Origin of the sequence: Corynebacterium sp. HMSC29G08 (assembly GCF_001806875.1) — a bacterium.
In the GTDB taxonomy this organism is placed as follows: Bacteria; Actinomycetota; Actinomycetes; order Mycobacteriales; family Mycobacteriaceae; genus Corynebacterium.
On record NZ_KV786209.1, the window covers coordinates 121,034 to 140,837 of the forward strand.

Annotated in this window: 18 protein-coding genes; 12 read left to right on the plus strand and 6 right to left on the minus strand. The window is 61.6% G+C overall.

Annotated elements, in window-relative coordinates; translation table 11 throughout:
- Nucleotides 1-11: 11 nt before the first annotated feature.
- From HMPREF3101_RS00950 to HMPREF3101_RS00975, 6 genes are all read left to right on the plus strand, one after another.
- Nucleotides 12-839, plus strand: a complete 828-nt coding sequence (locus HMPREF3101_RS00950) for an LOG family protein (RefSeq protein ID WP_246816586.1) — start codon at nucleotides 12-14, stop codon at nucleotides 837-839.
- The gene (gene folP / locus HMPREF3101_RS00955) at nucleotides 832-1,680 is read left to right on the plus strand and encodes a dihydropteroate synthase (RefSeq protein ID WP_246816587.1); all 849 of its coding nucleotides are present in this window, start codon (nucleotides 832-834) and stop codon (nucleotides 1,678-1,680) included. Before HMPREF3101_RS00950 ends, folP begins: the two co-directional genes overlap by 8 nt.
- A gap of 8 nt (nucleotides 1,681-1,688) precedes the next feature.
- The gene (locus HMPREF3101_RS00960) at nucleotides 1,689-2,411 is read left to right on the plus strand and encodes a glucosyl-3-phosphoglycerate synthase (RefSeq protein WP_070462094.1); all 723 of its coding nucleotides are present in this window, start codon (nucleotides 1,689-1,691) and stop codon (nucleotides 2,409-2,411) included.
- A 3-nt stretch (nucleotides 2,412-2,414) separates the two neighbouring features.
- Complete coding sequence (locus HMPREF3101_RS00965) at nucleotides 2,415-2,774, plus strand: hypothetical protein (RefSeq protein ID WP_070462056.1); 360 nt, start codon at nucleotides 2,415-2,417, stop codon at nucleotides 2,772-2,774.
- Entirely contained in the window at nucleotides 2,746-2,913 is a 168-nt protein-coding gene (locus HMPREF3101_RS00970) for a DUF3117 domain-containing protein (RefSeq protein WP_070462057.1), read from the plus strand. Before HMPREF3101_RS00965 ends, HMPREF3101_RS00970 begins: the two co-directional genes overlap by 29 nt.
- A 61-nt stretch (nucleotides 2,914-2,974) precedes the next feature.
- The gene (locus tag HMPREF3101_RS00975) at nucleotides 2,975-3,838 is read left to right on the plus strand and encodes a methyltransferase domain-containing protein (protein ID WP_070462058.1); all 864 of its coding nucleotides are present in this window, start codon (nucleotides 2,975-2,977) and stop codon (nucleotides 3,836-3,838) included.
- Here the strand turns inward: HMPREF3101_RS00975 and HMPREF3101_RS00980 are convergent.
- Entirely contained in the window at nucleotides 3,835-5,253 is a 1,419-nt protein-coding gene (locus tag HMPREF3101_RS00980; RefSeq protein WP_070462059.1) for a GH32 C-terminal domain-containing protein, read from the minus strand. The genes HMPREF3101_RS00975 and HMPREF3101_RS00980 overlap by 4 nt on opposite strands.
- 17 nt (nucleotides 5,254-5,270) lie before the next feature.
- Entirely contained in the window at nucleotides 5,271-6,431 is a 1,161-nt protein-coding gene (gene glgA / locus HMPREF3101_RS00985; protein ID WP_141737302.1) for a glycogen synthase, read from the minus strand.
- Between the two features lie 90 nt (nucleotides 6,432-6,521).
- On the opposite strand from glgA, the gene glgC reads away from it, so the two are divergent.
- Nucleotides 6,522-7,739: a glucose-1-phosphate adenylyltransferase gene (gene glgC / locus HMPREF3101_RS00990; protein ID WP_070462061.1), complete on the plus strand. Its 1,218-nt coding sequence runs from the start codon at nucleotides 6,522-6,524 to the stop codon at nucleotides 7,737-7,739.
- On the opposite strand, the gene HMPREF3101_RS00995 is transcribed toward glgC, so the two are convergent.
- On the minus strand, nucleotides 7,736-8,359 hold the full coding sequence (locus tag HMPREF3101_RS00995; RefSeq protein ID WP_371327054.1) for an O-methyltransferase: 624 nt from the start codon (nucleotides 8,357-8,359) through the stop codon (nucleotides 7,736-7,738). The two genes, glgC and HMPREF3101_RS00995, sit on opposite strands and share 4 nt — an antisense overlap.
- 116 nt (nucleotides 8,360-8,475) lie before the next feature.
- Here HMPREF3101_RS00995 and sigE point away from each other — a divergent pair, with 116 nt between their 5' ends.
- The 3 genes from sigE to HMPREF3101_RS01010 are packed head-to-tail and all read left to right on the plus strand — an operon-like array spanning nucleotide 8,476 to nucleotide 9,788.
- On the plus strand, nucleotides 8,476-9,084 hold the full coding sequence (gene sigE, locus HMPREF3101_RS01000; protein WP_070462063.1) for an RNA polymerase sigma factor SigE: 609 nt from the start codon (nucleotides 8,476-8,478) through the stop codon (nucleotides 9,082-9,084).
- Nucleotides 9,081-9,416 carry an anti-sigma factor family protein gene (locus HMPREF3101_RS12515; protein WP_070462064.1) on the plus strand — a complete coding sequence of 112 codons (336 nt, stop codon included), beginning with the start codon at nucleotides 9,081-9,083 and terminating at the stop codon, nucleotides 9,414-9,416. Before sigE ends, HMPREF3101_RS12515 begins: the two co-directional genes overlap by 4 nt.
- Nucleotides 9,417-9,788 (plus strand): twin-arginine translocase TatA/TatE family subunit, encoded by a 372-nt coding sequence (locus tag HMPREF3101_RS01010; protein WP_070462065.1) that lies wholly within the window; start codon nucleotides 9,417-9,419, stop codon nucleotides 9,786-9,788.
- Nucleotides 9,789-9,812: 24 nt separating this feature from the next.
- Here HMPREF3101_RS01010 and HMPREF3101_RS01015 read toward each other — a convergent pair whose 3' ends face one another.
- Entirely contained in the window at nucleotides 9,813-10,949 is a 1,137-nt protein-coding gene (locus tag HMPREF3101_RS01015; protein WP_070462066.1) for an Mrp/NBP35 family ATP-binding protein, read from the minus strand.
- A gap of 73 nt (nucleotides 10,950-11,022) precedes the next feature.
- On the opposite strand from HMPREF3101_RS01015, the gene HMPREF3101_RS01020 reads away from it, so the two are divergent.
- Entirely contained in the window at nucleotides 11,023-11,505 is a 483-nt protein-coding gene (locus HMPREF3101_RS01020; protein WP_070462067.1) for a YflT domain-containing protein, read from the plus strand.
- Nucleotides 11,506-11,509: 4 nt separating this feature from the next.
- Nucleotides 11,510-12,250 (plus strand): hypothetical protein, encoded by a 741-nt coding sequence (locus HMPREF3101_RS01025; RefSeq protein WP_070462068.1) that lies wholly within the window; start codon nucleotides 11,510-11,512, stop codon nucleotides 12,248-12,250.
- A gap of 89 nt (nucleotides 12,251-12,339) precedes the next feature.
- Here HMPREF3101_RS01025 and HMPREF3101_RS01030 read toward each other — a convergent pair whose 3' ends face one another.
- Together HMPREF3101_RS01030 and HMPREF3101_RS01035 are read right to left on the minus strand one after the other, a co-directional pair.
- Nucleotides 12,340-16,071 carry a multifunctional oxoglutarate decarboxylase/oxoglutarate dehydrogenase thiamine pyrophosphate-binding subunit/dihydrolipoyllysine-residue succinyltransferase subunit gene (locus HMPREF3101_RS01030; RefSeq protein WP_070462069.1) on the minus strand — a complete coding sequence of 1,244 codons (3,732 nt, stop codon included), beginning with the start codon at nucleotides 16,069-16,071 and terminating at the stop codon, nucleotides 12,340-12,342.
- Between the two features lie 133 nt (nucleotides 16,072-16,204).
- Nucleotides 16,205-19,747 carry an ABC transporter ATP-binding protein gene (locus tag HMPREF3101_RS01035; RefSeq protein WP_246816589.1) on the minus strand — a complete coding sequence of 1,181 codons (3,543 nt, stop codon included), beginning with the start codon at nucleotides 19,745-19,747 and terminating at the stop codon, nucleotides 16,205-16,207.
- Nucleotides 19,748-19,804 lie beyond the last annotated feature (57 nt).

Genomic DNA, 19,804 nt, shown 5'->3' on the forward strand with positions numbered 1-19,804 from the left:
GGCGAGTTTTCTTGGCACCCCACATCACTCCACGACGGCCAGAGCGCGACCGCAAGCTGCGGGGCCCGTTGATGCTGCGCAGCAAACAGCAGCAGGAAACGACGTATGACCAGCGTCTGCTGGAGTCCCTGGGCCACACGGATCATGACTGGAAGCATGCGGACCCGTGGCGCGTGATGCGTATTCAGTCTGAGTTTGTGGCTGGTTTCGACGCATTGTCGGAAATCCCGAAGGCCGTAACCGTGTTTGGCTCGGCGCGTCTGGGGGAGGGCACCCCGGAGTATGAGCTGGCGCGTGAGATTGGCAAGGCGCTGACGGAGGCTGGCTACGCGGTGATCACTGGCGGCGGGCCGGGCCTGATGGAAGGCCCGAACCGCGGCGCGCACGAGGCGGGTGGCATTTCGGTGGGCCTGGGCATTGAGCTGCCGCACGAGCAGGGCCTGAACGATTGGGTGGATCTGGGCCTGAACTTCCGTTACTTCTTTGCCCGCAAGACGATGTTTTTGAAGTACTCGCAGGCGTTCATCTCCTTGCCGGGTGGTTTTGGCACGATGGATGAGGTCTTTGAGGTGCTGTGCATGGTGCAGACCGGCAAAGTGACCAACTTCCCGATCGTGTTGATGGGCACAGAGTTTTGGTCCGGCCTGGTTACGTGGCTGCGTGAGCAGCTGCTTGGCCGTGGGCTGATTTCGCCTGGAGATGATGAGCTGTTCATCGTGACCGACTCCGTTGAGGAAGCTATTGACCACATTGTTTCTGCGCACCGCGTAATGACGGATGCGCGTCTCACCGGCTGCGAATCTCTCGCGGACTCCGTTATTGAACGCCCAGATGTCTAAATCCTTGGGTAAACCGTTGGCCCAGGTGATGGCCATTGTCAACCGCACCCCGGACTCGTTTTATGACCAGGGTGCAACGTTTGCCGTTGATGCGGCCGTTGCGCGGGCAACTGAGGCGGTGGCGGACGGGGCGAGCATTATCGACGTTGGCGGGGTCAAAGCCGGCCCCGGCGACGAGGTCGACGCTGTAGAGGAAATTGAGCGCATCGTGCCGGTGATCGCCGCGGTGCGTGCTGCGCACCCGGATGTGGTGATCAGCGCGGACACGTGGCGTGCGGACGTCGCCCAAGCGGCGGTGGACGCAGGCGCGAACCTGATCAATGACACGTGGGCGGGGTTTGACCCGCAGCTGGTGGAGGTCGCAGGCGCAAACGGTGTGGGGTACGTGTGCTCACACACCGGTGGCGCGGTGCCGCGCACACGCCCGCACCGCGTGCGTTACGACGACGTAGTGGCCGACGTGATTGCCGAAACCACCGCACTTGCCGAGCGCGCGGTGTCTTTAGGGGCGCGGGAAGACCTGGTGTTCATTGACCCGACGCATGACTTTGGCAAGAACACCTTCCACGGCCTTGAGCTTTTGCGACGCGTGGATGAACTAGTGGCTACCGGCTGGCCGGTGCTGATGGCGCTGTCCAATAAGGACTTCGTGGGTGAGACGGTGGATCGTCCGGTGGGCGAGCGCGTGGCCGGCACCTTGGCGGCGACAGCGTGGGCGGCAGCGCGTGGCGTGGCGGCGTTTCGTGTGCACGAGGTCCGCGAAACCGTCGACGTGATCCGCATGACCGCCGCGATTGCCGGCCAGGCTCCGCCGCTGAACACCGTCCGGGGGTTGGCGTGATTGGAAACCTGACCGTCAGCGTGGTCATCCCGGCGCTCAACGAGGAAGCCACGGTGGCGCACGTTGCACAGGCGTGTTTGGCGTCGTGCGCTGATGAGGTCCTCGTGATCGATTCTGCCTCCACTGACAACACCGCCGCGGAAGCGGCGCGGGTGGGGGCGCGTGTGGTGGGTTGGCGTGGCGTCGATAAGCAAAAGCCCTGGCCCGGCAAGGGGGAGGCCCTGTGGCGCGGGGTGAAAGCCGCGCGCGGGGACGTGGTGGTGTTTGTGGATGCGGACGTGACCAACGTGGAGCCCTGGTGGGTGGACACGCTGGCCACGCCGTTTGCGGACCCCGCAATTCACCTGGTCAACGCCACCTACGAGCGGCTCGGCGCCGGCGGGCGCGTAACCGAGCTGACCGCCAAACCGCTGCTGCGCACCTACTTTCCGGAGCTCGCCACCCTTGATCAGCCGCTGGCGGGTGAATACGCCATCCGCCGCGAAACCGCCCTGGAGTTGCCCTTCGTTGCAGGTTATGGGGTAGAGGTCGGGTTGCTTATCGACGTCAACGCCACCCACCCCAACGCCATCACCCAAGTCAACCTAGGCGAGCGCACCCACCGCAACCGGCCACTTGCTGAGCTCGGACCGATGGCCGACGTAGTCACCCGTACGGTCCTTTCGCGCGCCGACGTGCTGCCGGAAGGGGCCGCGGCGCTCAAACAGCGACCGCCGTGGAATATGATGTAGCCCATGCTTTCGTGGATCTTGCTGATTGTGGCTCTGGCGGTCTTTGCCCTGATGGGCATGTGGTTGTTCTCCGCCGTGTTTGGGCGCGGCGAGGCGCTGCCGCCCATGGAGGACACCGCCGACGTCATCGACGCCAACCGGACCGCCGTTGAGGAAGGCCGTTTTGACGACATTCAGCTGGAAGTTGTTCACCGCGGATACCGCATGGACCAGGTCGATGCGTTGCTTGCCCAGCTGACAGACGCGGAGGGGGCTTCGGAGCTCGCCCCCGAAAACGCGCCGGAGCGCGTACAATTGGGCGAAGAACTTCTAGTCAGTGAAGGAGAGCCTACCCATGGCAGCAATGAAGCCGCGCACCGGTAATGGTCCGATGGAAGCAGTGGAAGAAAGCCGCAAGATTGTAATGCGTATCCCCTCCGACGGCGGTGGTCGTTTGGTTGTGGAGATGAGTAAGGAAGAGGCTGCCGAACTTGGGCAGCTGCTGCTTGATGCATCGAAGTAGCGCGATTATTCCCCTTCGCCCCGCCCAGCGGGGCTTTTTTATTGTGCGGTAGGATGCACGCATGCTGAAAGACATCGTTGACGTGCTGGCTGACCCTGTGGATCGCACTCCGCTGCGCGTGGAAGATGAGGGTTCCCGGTTGGTGTCGGAGTCCGGGCATTCGTATGACGTGGCTCGTCAGGGCTATGTCACGCTTGCAGGCGGCAAGGGCTTAAACCATGAGGGTGACTCGCTGGAGATGGTGCAGTCGCGTGAGGCGTTTTTGTCGCAGGGGTACTTCGCGCCGTTTGTTGAGGCCGTGACCGAGGCGGTTGAACACGTGCTGGGGGTCAGTGCTGCTGATGTTGAAGAGCCGGTGATCCTGGAGGTGGGCGCTGGTACTGGCTACTACCTGGCACACACGCTGGACACCGTTGAAGGGGCGCGAGGCGTTGGGCTAGATATTTCCGTACCGGCGGCGAAGCACTTGGCCAAGTCGCATCCGCGGGTGGGGGCTGTGGTTGCGGATGTGTGGGAAGGCCTGCCGCTTCAAGACGCCTCCGTGCACGCCCTGACCGTCGTCTTCGCGCCACGCAACCCGGCGGAGTTTGCGCGCGTGCTTGTAGACGGCGGCGAGGCCGTCATCCTCACCGCCCACCAAGGGCACCTGGATGAGCTGCGTGAGCCACTGGGCATTTTGGGTGTGGAAGGCGGCAAGCTGGAGCGCATGCTGGAGCAGGCAGAAGGCTACTTGGAGTTGGTGGGGGAGCCGCAGCTCATTGAGTTCCCGATGGAGCTGGAGCGCGCCGCAATCGCCGCCCAGGTGGGCATGAGCCCCTCTGCGCGCCACTTGGATAAGGAAACGCTCCAGAGCCGCGTTGCCGCGCTGCCGGAGACGCTGCGCGTCACCGCGAAGGCGAACCTGGTTCACCTTCGCAAGTGCTAGAGCAGCGAGCTGTGGCCGCGGCGCCATTCGGAGTAGATCTCCGCATCGCCGCTTGTGCGTACCTTGATGCCGCTGGAGCCGTTTTCGGGCCAGAAGCGTGAGCTCATGGCTACGCTGCCGCCGCCGGCATAGACCTCCAGGGTGGAGCCGTCGACGATGACGGTGATGTTGTCCTCGTCATCGTCGTGAAGCGGGGCGGTCTTCGGATCCCCGTCAAAACGATCAAGTTCGATGTGCTCGCCGGTGTGGCGGATGCGGGCGGCGGGCTCGCCGTTGCCGTCAATCACCTCAACGACAACCTCGGAACCTGCCGGAATATCGCACAGGCCCGTCCACAGCAGCGCACGCTGCGCCTCATCAACCGCATCCGGAAGCCCTGGGGCTGGCACCTGGTAAAGGTGGCCGTGCTGCAGCGTGATGCGCCTCGGCAACGTCAGCGCGTTGGCCCAGCCTTCCGCCTCCCAGTTGGGCTCAGCGGTGGGGTCGCCGGTGCGCCCCGCGTTGGTCATGAACCCGTAGATGTAGGCGCGTTCGTACAGCTTGAACTGGTTTTCGGTGCCGCGCGGGTAGTTGGTGTTGCGCGGGCGGGTGAAATCATGGCCAAAATCGAAGCGCTGGCTGGGGGTGACCACGTGGAATTGGTTGCCCTTCAAACGTCCGATGATGTAGCTGGCGATGTCTTTGCCGTCTACTTCGGTGGTGATGAACAATACGTCGTAAATATCGCCGTCTACTTCGTCGCGCAGGCGCACCAAGCGCGGGGCGACGAGGGAGCCGTCCATTTCAAAGCCCGCGTCTCCGACAAACTCAAGCGGGCCGATGAACTGCCAGTCGCGACCATCGTCGGAGCTCAGCACCACCGGTTGCGGGTTGTCGACATGGCCGGTGACGGCGAGCATGAGCCAGCCTTCGTGACCGGCGTTGCGGTCGCTTAAACGGTTCCAGCCTGGGATGACGCAAGGGGAGCGGAAGTTGGAAAACTCGTCGGTGCTCTCCACCACTTTGCCTAGGCGCTGCACGACGGTAGAGACTTCCACCGTGTCGTCATCAAGGTCGGTGCACAGCGCGTCCACATCATCAACGCGGGCCACCTGGACGGTGCTGCCGGCGTCTGTGCGGGATGTGAAGTAGATGTCAATGCCGCCGTCTTGGACGTCGCCGCCAACAACGGCGCCGGCGCGCAGGTGCCGCTCCCCACCGGCGGGGACGATCGCGTCGTTACACTCGTACCAACTAAACGGGTCGCCCTCGCTCATGCTGTGGCCCCAGCGGCTCTGGCCGTCCGGGGTCGGGCGGTACTGGTAGAACATGTGCCACACGTGCTCGTTTTTCGCGCCGAGGCGGATAACACCCGCGGGTCCTTCGAGAATGCCTTCCTCAGCGGTGAGGTGCAGTTCGGGTCTAAACGTAGTCATCAGAGAGAAGGTTCCTCTTAGATCAGCTTCTTGTAAATATCAACGGTCTGTTGTGCGATGGTGGCCCAGGAAAAATCGGCCACGGCGCGATCACGCCCGGCTTGGCCCATGCGTGCTGCGGTATCCTTGTTCGAAACAATGGCGTTTACGGCTTCGGCCAGGTCACGCTCGAAGGTTTCGGGATCCGGTTCGTTGTAATCCACCAGGGTGCCGGTCACGCCGTCTACAACCACCTCGGGAATGCCGCCTACGCGCGAGGCCACCACAGCGGTGCCGCACGCCATTGCCTCAAGGTTGACAATGCCCAGCGGTTCATAGATGGAGGGGCAGACAAATACGTCAGAGGCGGCGTAGACCTCACGGATCTTATCCGCCGGCAGCATCTCTTCAACCCAGAAAACACCGTCGCGCTCAGCGCGCAGTTTGTCCACAAGCCCTTCGGTTTCTGCAGCGATCTCCGGCGTATCGGGGGCGCCGGCGCAGAGGATGAGTTGCACGGAATCGTCGAAAAGCTGGGCTGCCTTGAGCAAGTGGGGGACACCCTTCTGGCGGGTAATGCGGCCAACAAACGACACGATGGGCCGCGTCGGGTCAACCCCGAGCTCCTCGGTGATGGTGCCCTTGGTGGGGTACCACAGCTCAGTGTCAATGCCGTTGAGCACCACATGCACCTTGTCCGGGTCAATGCTGGGGTAGGCGCGCAGAATGTTGTCTTTCATGCCGGAAGACACGGCGATGACCGCGTCGGCGTTTTCCATGGCATTTTTCTCGCTCCAGGAGGACACGTTGTAGCCGCCGCCGAGCTGCTCACGCTTCCAGGGGCGGTCCGGCTCCAAAGAGTGGGCGGTGGCCACGTGAGGAATGTCATACATCAAGCCGGTCAGATGGCCGCCCAGGCCCGCGTACCAGGTGTGTGAGTGGACCACATCAAGGTTGTTCGCGCTGTTCGCCATGCGCAGGCCGGTGGAGAGCGTTTTCAGCGCGCCGTTGGCGTTTTCCAACGCCGGATCAACGCCGTGGACGTACACGTTTGCCTCGTCGCGCGGAGCGCCCATGCAGTGCACATCTACGTCCACGCCGTCGATGTTGCGCATGAAGCGCGTGAGTTCTGTGACGTGGACGCCGGCACCGCCGTAGATTTCCGGCGGATACTCTTTTGTCATCATTCCCACTCTCATGTCCGCCACCCTAGTGACGTTTTGCAAACTGTGTCAGGAAGGTTGTTAGTTGTGCTGCGAGCGGGCCATGTTTTCCCTAGTCTTAGAGGTATGAAGAGCCAGCCACGTGTCCTTGCAATTGTCCTTGCGGGCGGCGAGGGGAAGCGTCTTTTTCCCTTGACCGCGGATCGCGCGAAACCTGCTGTCCCGTTTGGCGGTAATTACCGCTTGATTGATTTCGTTTTGTCCAACTTGGTGAATGCGGGATACATGCGTATTGCGGTGTTGACGCAGTACAAGTCGCACTCCTTGGACCGTCACGTGGCTACGGCGTGGAATGTTTCTGGCCCGACGTCGCAGTACATCGCGTCGGTACCTGCGCAGCAGCGCCGTGGTAAGCGTTGGTACAATGGTTCGGCAGATGCGATTTTGCAGTCGCTGAACCTGATTTATGACGATAAGCCGGATTACGTGCTGGTTTTCGGCGCTGATCACGTGTACCGCATGGATCCCTCGCAGATGGTGGAAGATCACATTGCTTCAGGCAAGGACGCCACGGTTGCCGGTATCCGGGTGCCGCGCGAGGAGGCTACGGCGTTTGGCTGCATCCAGTCGGATGAAGACGGCACGATTACGGAGTTTTTGGAAAAGCCCGCCGACCCGCCGGGGACCCCGGACGATCCGGATATGACCTATGCGTCTATGGGTAATTACTGCTTTTCCACGGAGGCGTTAATCAAGGCTCTCCTTGAAGACGAGCAGAACGAAGACTCGGAGCACGACATGGGCGGCAACATCATCCCGTATTTCGTGTCCAAGGGGCAGGCCAATGTGTATGACTTTTCCTCGAACGATGTGCCGGGGGCGACGGATCGTGACAAGGGCTACTGGCGTGACGTAGGCACCATTGACTCGTTCTACGAGGCGCACATGGATCTGATTTCTTCGCACCCAGTGTTCAACCTGTATAACAGCGCGTGGCCGATTCACTCCACGGAGGACGGCAACTTGCCGCCGGCGAAGTTCGTGCTGGGCGGTATCGCGCAGGAGTCTATTGTGGCCTCCGGCTCGATTGTGTCTGGCTCGACGGTGCGAAACTCTGTGCTGTCCACGGACGTGCGTGTGGAGGAAGGCGCCACTGTGGAGGGCTCGGTGCTGCTGCCGGGCGTGCGCGTTGGCAAGGGCGCTGTGGTGCGCCACTGCATTTTGGATAAGAACGTCTACGTCTCTGACGGTGAGATTATCGGCGTGGACGCAGAGCGCGACCGTCAGCGCTACACCGTCTCTGACGGTGGCGTTGTGGTTGTTGGTAAAAACGAAGTGGTTTAGCACTTCGTAATCAGGGTGAGCCCGCCGTCAAGCGGCAGGCGGGCAACCAGAGCGTCGTGGTCGGCGGCAAGCGTTTCCACGTAGTCGTCGGCGGCGCGTACGGCGTCGGTGTCGCGGTCGCGGCGGGAGGGGTCGGCCAACGTGCCGTCTAGAAGCGAATCGGCGACAACAATCATCCCGCCTGGGCTCAGCAGCGGCCAGGCAAGCTCGAGGACTGCCTGCAGCTCGCGCGGGGCAACATCCAGGTAGATCAGCTGGTAGGCCTGTGCGGCGAGGCGGCCCATGACATCGAGCGGACGCGCCGTGAGGAAGCGAGTGCGCGAGGCACCGTGCCCGGCAAGCTTGAACGCGTCCTTCGCACTTGCCTGCAGTGCCGCATCCGGCTCAATACACGTCAGCGTGGCCTTTTCCGGCAGGCCCGCCAACAGGTGTAGGCCAACCACACCAGCGGCTGGGGTCACGGCCACAGCGCCCTGAGTGCCGGTCGTGCCTGCCAGGGTTTGCAGCAGGGAGCCCACGACTATCGACGGCGCACGCAACCCATTTTCATCCGCCTCCACATGGGCGCGATGCAGCGCATCAGGCGCCTCAGCAAGACGGTCGGTGATGTAAGAGGTCATCTGGGTAAACGCTGTTGCAGTCACGACTTGAAGCATAGTTGGTTGCCCCCGCTGTGGTGGGCATAGTGTTGCGCAGAGTGGTGGCAAGCGGGTGAATCTGGAAGAATATCTCCGTGATGAACGCGCCAGAGACGCCTGAAACAACGCAACAGCTAAGCGGCACCGCAGCTTTTGACGCCGGCACCGGAGAGATGCCGACTTGGGGTGAGTTGGTGCGCGAGCACGCGGATAGCGTGTATCGCTTGGCGTATCGCTTAACGGGTGACAAGCACGATGCAGAGGACCTGACGCAGGAGACCTTTATGCGCGTGTTTCGTAATGTGTCCAAGTATCAGCCCGGGACCTTTGAGGGCTGGCTGCACCGCATCACCACCAATTTGTTTATGGACATGGTGCGTCACCGCGCGAAGATCCGCATGGAAGCCCTGCCGGAGGACTACGAGCGCGTCCCTGCTGTCACCATGACCCCAGAGGAGGCATATAACGCGTCGGTGCTGGACCCGGCGCTGCAGGCGGCGTTGGATGAGCTGAGCCCGGATTTCAAGGTTGCCGTGGTGTTGTGTGACGTGGTGGGTATGAGCTACGAGGAAATCGCCGACACGCTGGGTGTGAAGATGGGCACGGTGCGCTCGCGCATCCACCGTGGACGGACCCAGCTGCGTCAATCCCTTGAGCGGCAGGCGGAGGTGGACGCTGCGGCGAAGGAGTTGATCCGTGCGCGATGAGCAGGCAGTTTTCTTCCACTGAGCATCTCAACCCTGAGGCTGTTGCGGCGTTTGTAGACGGGGAGTTGTCGGCTTCCGCTGCCCGCCGCGCCCAGGACCACATTGCGCAGTGCCAGGAGTGCCACGAGGAGGTACTGGCGCAGCGTGGGGCATCCCAACGCATGCGCTTTTTGCGTGGCGACGAGCACGTGAAAGCCCCCACCTCCCTCATCGAGAAGCTAGCCAACATGCGGGAAGAACAGGAACTGCATGATGCGGCCGCAGCCAAGCGCAGTCCGCGCGAGAAGCTGGCTGACGCGCTACAACGCTTCCGTCAAGGTAGAGTGACATAGGTGTTTTCTAGTTTCGGTTGGGGAGAGTTCCTCTTCATCATGATCATCGGCCTGATTGTGATCGGGCCGGAACGTCTCCCCAGCGTGATTGAAGACGTACGCGCGGCCATTTACGCCGCGCGCAAGGGTATCGCGAATGCTAAAAAAGAACTCAACGGCGAGTTCGACGGCCTCGCGGAATTCAAAGAACCGTTGGATACCGTGAGCAGGTACGCGGCGATGGGGCCGCGCCGAGCGGTCACCAGTCTGCTGTTCGATGATGAGGATGAGCAGGCGCCGCAAACCTCCCAGCCGCCGCAGCCGCCTCAAGCGCCGCAGCCGCCTCACGCGCCGAAACGCGAGGCGTGGTTCAACTGGGAAGACGTGCTGTAGACAGCACGTCAGTCACCGCAGCGCTTACTTCACCTGGGGGTTGAGGCTCTTGCCAGCCAGGGAGTCGCGACGTATCTTCAGCTTGCTCGCGATCTCATGAATTGCCTTGGCGGCGGGGGAGTCCGCTTCAGAGATCACTACTGGGTTGCCGTCGTCACCGTGCTGGCGAAGCTTCGGATCCAACGGCACAGAGCCCAAAAGCTCCACTGCGGAATCCGTCAGCTGCGTCAGGCGCTCAGCCACGTGCTGGCCGCCGCCTTCGCCGAAGATGTTGATCACGGAGCCGTCGTCAAGCAAAAGCCCCGACATGTTCTCCACAACACCTGCAATCTTTTGATCGGTCTGCTGGGCGATGGTACCGGCGCGCTCCGCAACCTCCGCCGCTGCAGCCTGCGGGGTGGTCACAATGATCAACTCAGCATTCGGCACGAGCTGGGCAACGGTAATAGCAACGTCACCCGTGCCCGGCGGCAGATCCATAAACAGCACATCCAGGTCACCCCAGTACACATCCCCAAGGAACTGCTGGATAGCGCGGGTGAGCATCGGGCCACGCCACACAACCGGCGCATTGCCTTCCACAAACTGGCCAATGGAAATGTGGCGCACACCGTGGGAAATCGGCGGCATCAGCATCTCATCCACAACGGTTGGGCTCTGGCCTACAGAACCCATGAGGCCGGGGATGGAGTGGCCATAAATATCTGCGTCCACAATGCCCACGCTCAACCCCTGCTGCGCAAGCGCGGTGGCCAAATTCACCGTCATGGAGGACTTACCCACACCGCCCTTGCCGGAGGCGACAGCGAACACGCGGGTGCGCGAATTCGGGTCAGCAAATGGGATAGCCGGGCCAGACTGCTCACCACGCAGCTTGGTGGCCAGCTCGCGGCGCTGCTCATCGCTCATCGTGTCCATGGACACGCTCACAGTTCCAACGCCCTCAAGCTCTTCAAGCACCGCGCGGGTGTTTCGCTCAATGGTGTCGCGCATCGGGCAACCGGCAATAGTCAGGTAAATAACTACCGCAACGTCGTTGCCAGTGATGTCAATGGATTTGACCATGCCAAGCTCAGTGATCGGCTTGCCAATTTCCGGGTCGTCCACACGCGAAAGCGCTTCAGTAACAAGTGCAGTGGTGATCGAATTCGTTGTAGCCATGGTGACAAGCAAGTATAGGCGTTCGCGCGTGGAGGCTATAGTAAGCAGCGTGACTTCTCTGACACAGCCCCCGATGCGCGGGCGCGACCCTCGCCAAGTTCCTTCCGGCTGGCCTGTCGGCAGCTTCCAAACCTACGCCGAGGCCCAGGCCGCAGTAGACAGCCTGGCAGACCGCAACTTCCCGGTGCAGAAACTCACCATCGTTGGTGTGGATCTGATGCAGGTGGAGGCCATCACCGGCAAACTCACGTGGGGTCGAGTGCTTGGCGGCGGTGCCCTCTCCGGCATGTGGATGGGTGTTTTCATGGGACTGATTCTGTCCCTGTTCACACAGACCGGCACCGGCTGGGCAATCATCCTGTGGTCCCTGCTCATCGGCGCAGTGTTCGGCCTAGTGTTCGCGGCGATCGCGTATGCCTTTACTGGTGGCAAGCGTGACTTTTCTTCTGCGACCACCATCGTCGCCGGCCACTACGACGTGCTGTGCGACCCGGATGCCGCAACCCAGGCACGTGACATGATCGCCTCTCCGAATCAACCTGGGCCGACGCAGTAATCAAATGGGCAAACTGGACGTGAAAGCTGCACTTGCGGTAGCTACGGTGGTAGCCACTGCGCTGGGCACCTCTGGGTGTGCATCCACGCAGGGGCTCAAAGAGTTGCACTCCATCTGGGCTAAGCAGAAAACCCCGGTGGCTATTGGCATTAATCCGCACTCATCAGAGCAGGTGGTGTTGGGGGAGATCTACAGCCAGATCTTTGACTCGTTGGGCTATTCAGCCGGCGTATCCAGCTTGAGCTCCAGTGAGACACGAGACGCGGTCACGCTGCTTCGCAGCCAGCCGGTAGACCTTGTGATTACCTGCACCGGCACTCTGCTTGAATCACAAGACGCGGATACGGCTGAAGAACTGAAAGCAAGCGACCTTAGTGGGCCCGAGCTTTCAGACGCCACGTATGACGCCATGGTGGCCACCTTCCCCTTCGACATGAGCACCGTGAACCCCTCACCGGCCGAAGGCTGCGCGCCCGTGGAAGAGCCCGTGGAAGAGCCTGCGGATGGGGAGATGCCGGAAGAGGTACCGTCACCACGGCTGCCGCAAAACATCGTGCCAGTGTTTCTAGATGGCAAGTTTGACCACAGGACAATCACCCGTATCAACTTCATCACCCGTGTGATGGCTACTGATGAGATCCAGGAGATCGCCGCTGAGGTGGATAACGGCGCGCCTGTGCACCAGGCGGTGTCTGCATGGATCGCGGAGTACGCCGGTATCATGGGCACGGTCTCAGAAGAGTAAAGCGCACAGCGCACGGCAAAGGGCGCACGGCAAAGGCCCCCACACTCACTCCAAAGTGTGGGGGCCTTCGACTTATCTACTGGGGGCGGTTATTTTGCAAACGCCTCGTCGATAAGCTGCTGCTCTTCCTGCTGGTGGATCTTGCCAACACCGGTTGCAGTGGTGGACTGCGCACGGCGGGAGACGCGAACCATCTCAGGCATATCCGGGATCAGGTTGCGCAGGTGCTCGTTGTAGAACGGCCACGGACCCTGGTTAGCCGGCTCATCCTGCACGAAGCGGATCTGATTGGCGTTCGGGTAGTTCGCAAACGCATCCTTGAGTCGGTTGAACGGGATCGGGTGCAGCATCTCAAGGCGGATGATCGCAACGTCATCGCGACCGTCCTTCTCCTTGCGCTTAGCAAGCTCGTAGTAGATCTTGCCGGAGCACAGGAGGATGGTGGTGACCTTGTCGGTGTCGGCGATCTTCTTGTTGCCGCGCTCCACAAACGTCGGGTCATCGATCACGGACTGGAAGCGGTTGACCTCGGTGAAGTCCGAAGGCTGGGACACGGCTGCCTTGTTGCGCAGCATAGACTTCGGCGTGAACACCACCAGCGGGCGCTTCATTTCACCCAGCGCCTGGCGGCGCAGCAGGTGGAAGTGGTTCGCCGGGGTCGAGGGCTGTGCAATGGTCATGGAGCCCTCAGCAACCAGCTGCAGGTAGCGCTCGATGCGTGCGGAGGAGTGGTCTGGGCCCTGGCCCTCGTAGCCGTGCGGCAGGAGCATGATCAGGCTGGACAGTTCGCCCCACTTGGTCTCACCGGAGGAGATGTACTCATCGATGATGGTCTGCGCACCGTTGGCAAAGTCACCGAACTGTGCCTCCCATGCCACCACAGCGTCGTGGTCACCGATGGTGTAGCCGTATTCAAAGCCAAGGCCTGCAAACTCGGTCAGCGCGGAGTTGTACACCTCGAAGCGGCCACCGTTGCCGGCCTCAACGGCCGAGTGGTCGATCGGGTTGAACGCCTCGCCGTTCTCCGGGTTGTACAGCACTGCGTGGCGCTGCGTGAAGGTACCACGCTGGCTGTCCTCACCAGCCAGGCGGACAAAGCGGCCTTCCTGGGCCAGGGAACCGAAGGCGAGGAGTTCGCCCCAGCCCCAGTCGATGTTGCCGTTTTCGAAGGAGCCGCCACGGCTCTTCAGCACGTTCTTCAGACGCTTGTTCGGCGTGAAGTCCTCCGGCAGGTCAGCGTACGTCTCGGCCAGCGACTTGAAGGTCTCTTCCGTGATGTTGGTGTCCAGACCACGGGTGAGCTCCTGAGAATCCGTAATGCCGGTCTGCTCGCTCGGTGCACCTTCGGAAGCCTTCACGTCAGAGAACACAGCGTCGAGCTGATCGTGGAAGTCCTGTGCCGCGATCTCCGCCTCTTCCTGGGAGATGTCGCCGCGGCCAATGAGGTCATTGGTGTAGCGGGTACGCACGGACGGGTGGGACTCAATGCGGTCGTACATGACCGGCTGGGTCACCGTCGGGTCATCGGCCTCGTTGTGGCCGCGCAGGCGGTAGCAGATCAGGTCAATGAAGACGTCCTTGCCAAACTCGCGGCGGTACTCGGCGGCCAGCTGGGCAACCCATGCTGCTGCCTCCGGGTCGTCGCCGTTGACGTGGAAGACCGGGCAGTCGAAGCCCTTCGCTAAGTCGGTGGCGTAGTAGGAGGAGCGGCCGGAATCCGGGGTGGTGGTGAAGCCGATCTGGTTATTCACAATCACGTGCACGGTGCCGCCGACGGAGTAGCCCGGCAGGCGGGACAGGTTCAGCGTCTCCTGGACCACGCCCAGGCCTGCGAAGGAGGCGTCACCGTGGAGCATGATCGGCATGACCGGGAAGTCCTCGCGGCCTTCCTCAGCCTTGAGCAGGTCGGTCTTGGCGCGTGCCATACCCACCAGCACTGGGTCTACAGCCTCAAGGTGGGAGGGGTTGGCGGCCAGGGAGACCTTGATCTCACCGTCGCCGAACATCTGGATGTGCTCGCCCTCAAAGCCCAGGTGGTACTTCACGTCGCCGGAGCCACCCTGCTGAGCAGCCTTGAAGTTGCCCTCAAACTCGTTGAAGATCGTTGCAACCGGCTTGCCAACAATGTTGAACAGCACGTTCAGACGGCCACGGTGCGGCATACCAATGACAACCTCGTCCAGGCCCTGGCCGGCGGCGGTGTCAATAGCAGCGTCCATAAGCGGGATCAGGGTTTCTGCGCCTTCAAGGGAGAAGCGCTTCTGGCCCAGGTACTTGGTCTGCAGGAAGTTCTCAAAGGCCTCAGCGGCGTTGAGCTTCTGCAGGATGTACTTCTGCTCCGCGTTGGTCGGCTTCGGCATGCCGGCCTCCATGCGGTCACGCAGCCACTCGCGCTCGTCGCGGTCCATCACGTGTGCATACTCAGCACCAACGTGCAGGGTGTAGGCGGCGCGCAGGCGAGAAAGCACCTCGCGCAGCGTCATGCGTTCCTTGCCGCCGAATCCACCGACGTGGAAGGTGCGGTCCAGGTCCCACAGGGTCAGGCCGTGGGATTCCAGCAACAGGTCGCGGGAATCCGGCTTCGGCAGGCCCGGCTGGTGCCAGCGCAGCGGGTTGGTGTCCGCGATCAGGTGGCCACGAGAGCGGTATGCCTCGATGAGCTGCATGACACGGGTGTCCTTGTTAATGCCGGTGTTCGGCAGGTCCTGTGCCCAGCGCAGCGGGGAGTAGGGGATTTCGAGGGATTCGAAGATTTCGTCCCAAAACTTATCGTCGATAAGCAGCTGCGAAATGTCACGCAGGAACTCACCGGACTCAGCACCCTGAATGACACGGTGGTCATAGGTGGAGGTCAGGGTGACCAGCTTGCCAACGCCAAGCTCAGCCAGGCGGTCCTCGGAAGCGCCGGCGAACTCTGCCGGGTAATCCATAGCGCCAACGCCAACGATGGTGCCCTGGCCCTTGGTCAGACGCGGGATGGAGTGGCGGGTACCAATGCCGCCCGGGTTGGTCAGCTGGATGGTCACACCGGAGAAGTCATCCATGGTCAGCTTGCCCACGCGGGCGCGGTCCACGATGTCTTCGTATGCATCGACGAACTGGTTGAAGGAGAGCGTCTCACACTCCTTAATGGCGGCAACCACCAGGTTGCGGGAGCCGTCCTTACCCGGCAAGTCAATAGCCAGACCCAGGTTGATGTGCTCCGGCTGTACCGCGAAGGACTTCTTCTCTTCCTCGCGGTAGTTCTTGTTCATATCCGGGTGCAGCTTGGTGGCCTGGATGATGGCGTAACCAATGATGTGGGTAAAGGAGATCTTGCCGCCGCGGGTGCGCTTCAAGTGATCATTGACCAAGGCGCGGTTCTCAAACATGAGCTTGACAGGCATGTCACGCACGGTGGTAGCCGTGGGAACCTCAAGCGACTCGTTCATGTTCTTGGCAATAGCGCGAAATGCGCCCTTGAGCTGGGTCTCGCCCGGCTCAACCTTAACCTCAGAGATGCGGTCTAGCGGGGACTTCTTCGGCTTCGGCAGAACCGACTGTGGCCTCTTGGTCTGCGCTGCGGCCTGATCAACCTTGGTTTCACGGCCGTCCTGGCTAGGCGCCGCCGTGGAGCGCGACACCTTCGGATCGGTCTTTGGCTGCGAGGAGCTCTTTGCCGATGGGGTGACGTTAGCGGTGCCCTTCGCAGTCTTCGGAGCGCCCTGCTTTTCAAAAAGCTCACGCCACTCCGCATCTACAGAGTTTGGGTCCTCCTGGAACTGCTGGAACATCTCGTCAACCAGCCAGCTGTTCTGGCCGAATGTGTTTTCGCTGCTCACGGCAGGTGTTCGCCTTCCTTCAGTGGTGTTAAGTTTGTCTAATCTAGCGACTTCACAACGATGTTAGTGAAACAGTCACGCTTCGACATCGCCCTTAGCAATTCTTGCAGGTGTGCCGCGGGAACTACCCCCATTATCGGTGTGCCTTCCACATGCGTGCATACCGGCCTCCCATAGCGAGCAATTCAGCGTGCGTGCCGTCTTCCACAATACGTCCCGAATCAATAAACACGATACGGTCCGCCCGCGCGGCGGTGGCAAGCCGGTGCGCCACAATAACGGCAGTTCGCCCAACGGTGGCCTGGTTTGATGCGTTGAGCACGGCGCGTTCGGTCGCAGGATCCAGCGTGGCAGTCGCCTCATCTAGAAGCATCGCGTCCGGCTCCAGCAGTTCGGCACGCGCAAGCGCGATGATTTGTCGCTGGCCCGAGCTCAGACGCCTGCCGCGATCACCCACGCGCGCGTTGAAGCCGCCTGGGATGGATGCGATGACGCCCAAAGCGCCGATGCGCTCCACGGCAGCCTCGATGTCGGCGTCGGTGGCCTCCGGGACTCCGTAGGCAATGTTGCTGGCAACGGTGCCGGCAAACAGGTAGGACTCCTGCGGCACCTGCGCCAGGCTGCGGCGCCACTGCGGCAGCGGGAACTGACGAATATCTACACCCGAGGCGCGCACGGCGCCCTCGACTGGGTCGTAAAAGCGCGCCAGGAGTTTGACTACGGTGGATTTACCCGCACCGGTCGGGCCGACCAGGGCCACGTTTTCGCCTGGGCGCAGCGCAAGGGTCATATTCGCGATGGTGGGCGAGTCGGCGCTTTGGTAGGTAAACGTGGTGCGATCAAGCAAAAGCTCCCCGCGGGCAGCCTGGCGAGCATCGGGGGAGGTGCCAGTGTCGGGCACATCGGTGCGCTCGCCCAGCAGTTGGGTGATGCGCTCGAAGCTGACGGTGGCCTGCTGCCAGGAATCAAAAATCTGGCCAAGCTGCTGAATTGGGCCGTAGAGCTGGCCGAGATACATGGTGAAGGCGACAAGCACACCGATGCTCAGTGTTTCGTCCGCCACGCGCTGAGCACCAATGGCAATCACCAGTGCGGTCATGATCTGGCTTATAGCCTGCATGGCGGGAAAGTACAGGCCCATGGCGGTAATAGAGCGCATGCGCAGGCGACGGTACAGATCGGATTCGACAGCAAAAGCAGCCTCTGCACGGGCCTCGCCGCGGTGCATCTGGGTAACCCGAATGCCGCCGATCAGCTCAGCAAACTGCCCGTTGACAAGGCTGACTTGTGTGCGTGCGGCGCGGTAGAAGCGCTTGGAAAAATGCCTGAACACCATGGTGGCAAGCACGATCACGGGCACGGCCAGCATGGCGATCAGCGTCAGCGCGCCATCAGTGGAAATCAACATTACGGACACACCAATCAGCGAGCCGACGGCCACAATCGCCTGGGCAAGACCGGTCTGCAAAAACGAGGACAGCGTGTCAATGTCCGTGGTCATGCGCGTGATGATCTTGCCGGAGAGCCGTGATTCGAAATAGCTCAACCCCAGCCGCTGCAGGTGCGCGTAGCTGCGTAGCCGAAGCCCGTAGAGCAGACGCTCGCCAGCGCGTGAGGACAGCACTGTCATTGCTACCTCCGCAGCCCAGGCGATCAGCACCACGCCCAAGCCAAGGGCGCCGACGTGCAGCAAAAACTCCTTGTTGCCCTGCTCTATGCCGCCGTCAATCGCTGCGCGGGTCAGCGTTGGAAATGCCAGATCCGCCGCCACACCAACAACGAGCAGCGCAACCGTTGCCCCAATCAGCCAGCGCACAGCGGAAAACAGGTCGCGCACACGGAACTCGCCCTCGCCCAGGCGCAGATGCGGCATTTCCGTGGCTTGCGGCAGCTGGGCAACCCGCTCCATGAGTGCTTCGGTGGCCGAGGCAGCTACATCATCCTCAGCTACCTGAGGCCACAGGGAGTCCACAGAGGGCTTTTGCTTATCGACGCTCCCCTCAACGCCCTCAACCTCCTCAACCGGATTAGCCCCCATCAACGCCTGGTACGCACTGGTACACACAACCTGGTCACGTGGGCCGTCCATAATCACGCGGCCGTGGTCCATGACAATCACACGGTCTGCATGGTCCACCGTGGATTGACGGTGCGCCACCGCGATCACGGTCACCCCTTGGAGGTGGCTGCGGAGGTTGGCCAGGATTTTGGCTTCGTTGACGGCGTCGATGGCAGACGTGGCGTCGTCAAGCAAAAGCACCTTTGGGCGGCTCAACAGAGCACGGGCGAGGGCTACGCGCTGACGCTGTCCACCGGATAGGGTCAGCCCGCGCTCACCGACTTCGGTCTGGTAGCCCTCGGGCAGGCGCTCGATGAACTCATCTGCAAGCGCCAAGCGCGCTGCCTGCTCCACCTCAGCCTGCGTGGCCTCCGGGTTGCCCAGTGCAATGTTGTCGTAAACGGAGGTGGAAAAGAGGAAGGCCTCATCAAAAACACACGTAACGTAGCTGCGATCAGTGGGAACAACCGTCCCTTCATCAGGGGTGTAGAAACCGCCGCCAAGCTGCAAAGCCATAGTCTTGCCGGAACCTGGCGGGCCGACGATAGCCACCTGCTCGCCGGGATTGACATGCAGCGTGAAATCATCCAGCACTTGGTTGCCGCCCAGCGCAAAATCCACGTGATCGAAGCCGATGCCGGAGGCAGCTTGTGCTTGTTGTGTATCGGGTTCTTCGGGTGCTTCGGGTTCTTCGGGGGCGAGGTGGAGGACGTCTTCCAAGCGTGCAACCGAGCTCATCCCCATATGGATGCGCACATACTGGCTTGTCAGAGCGGAAAGCTGCGTGGTCATCGCAGTGAGGTAGGCGGTGAACGCCACAAACGTGCCAACCGTGATGTTACCGCGAAGCGCGCTCATGCCGCCAAGCACAATCGTGATCACCAGGGCCACCTTGGGCAACTGAGCCAACAACGGCTGGAACCGCGCAGTGAGCTTTGCGGTGCGCATCTTCACCGCGTAAAGCTCCTTGCCCAAGGTATCCAGCGCATCAATCTCGCGCTGTTCCTGACCAAACGCCTGTACCACACGAACGCCTGAGACCGTCTCCTCAACCTGCTGCGTCAGATCGGCGGCCTTTTGCTGATTCACCCATGTTGCGGCGTAAAGCAAACGGCGAGAACGGTTTGCTTCCCAAATCATCAGCGGAAGCAGCGCCAGTGCCATCAGTGACAGTGAGACGTCCATGGCAAACATCACCACAAGCGTGGCCACAAGCTGCAACGCGCGGGTAAACAGCATTGGAGACATACCCAACACCATGTGGAAATGACCCAAGTCTGTAATAGAGCGCGACACCACTTGGCCCGCAACAATGCGGTCCTGGCCCGGCCCATCCAGCCGATGCAACGTGCGAAGAAGCTGCACCCGCATCCAGTGCTGGCTATTAGACGCCAAGCGCCCAGACGTGAACCTACGGATGAAGTTCACAACAAACGTGGCAAGTGCAATGGCCACCATCGCCCAGGCGATCTTGTGGATATCACCGGACGTATTGCCCGCGGCAATGTCTATTGCACGACCCGTCAGCGCCGGCACTGCGGTTTGAAACACCGCCGAAAGCACCGCGGCGGAAAAAGCCACAATGGCAGCGCCGCGGTTGGCGGACAGCGCACGCAACAGCGCACGTCTTGCGCTGGGCGGAGTGCTGCTTTTGCCGCTGGGATGGGAGGTAAG

Coding starts and splice junctions, on each gene's coding strand:
- HMPREF3101_RS12515 (WP_070462064.1), top strand. CDS start 9,081: ATGAGCAGGCAGTTTTCTTCCACTGAGCATCTCAACCCTGAGGCTGTT.
- glgA (WP_141737302.1), bottom strand. CDS start 6,431: ATGAGAGTGGGAATGATGACAAAAGAGTATCCGCCGGAAATCTACGGC.
- HMPREF3101_RS00995 (WP_371327054.1), bottom strand. CDS start 8,359: ATGACCTCTTACATCACCGACCGTCTTGCTGAGGCGCCTGATGCGCTG.
- HMPREF3101_RS00970 (WP_070462057.1), top strand. CDS start 2,746: ATGGCAGCAATGAAGCCGCGCACCGGTAATGGTCCGATGGAAGCAGTG.
- HMPREF3101_RS01025 (WP_070462068.1), top strand. CDS start 11,510: ATGGGCAAACTGGACGTGAAAGCTGCACTTGCGGTAGCTACGGTGGTA.
- HMPREF3101_RS00975 (WP_070462058.1), top strand. CDS start 2,975: ATGCTGAAAGACATCGTTGACGTGCTGGCTGACCCTGTGGATCGCACT.
- HMPREF3101_RS00965 (WP_070462056.1), top strand. CDS start 2,415: ATGCTTTCGTGGATCTTGCTGATTGTGGCTCTGGCGGTCTTTGCCCTG.
- HMPREF3101_RS01015 (WP_070462066.1), bottom strand. CDS start 10,949: ATGGCTACAACGAATTCGATCACCACTGCACTTGTTACTGAAGCGCTT.
- glgC (WP_070462061.1), top strand. CDS start 6,522: ATGAAGAGCCAGCCACGTGTCCTTGCAATTGTCCTTGCGGGCGGCGAG.
- folP (WP_246816587.1), top strand. CDS start 832: ATGTCTAAATCCTTGGGTAAACCGTTGGCCCAGGTGATGGCCATTGTC.
- HMPREF3101_RS01020 (WP_070462067.1), top strand. CDS start 11,023: ATGCGCGGGCGCGACCCTCGCCAAGTTCCTTCCGGCTGGCCTGTCGGC.
- HMPREF3101_RS00980 (WP_070462059.1), bottom strand. CDS start 5,253: ATGACTACGTTTAGACCCGAACTGCACCTCACCGCTGAGGAAGGCATT.
- sigE (WP_070462063.1), top strand. CDS start 8,476: ATGAACGCGCCAGAGACGCCTGAAACAACGCAACAGCTAAGCGGCACC.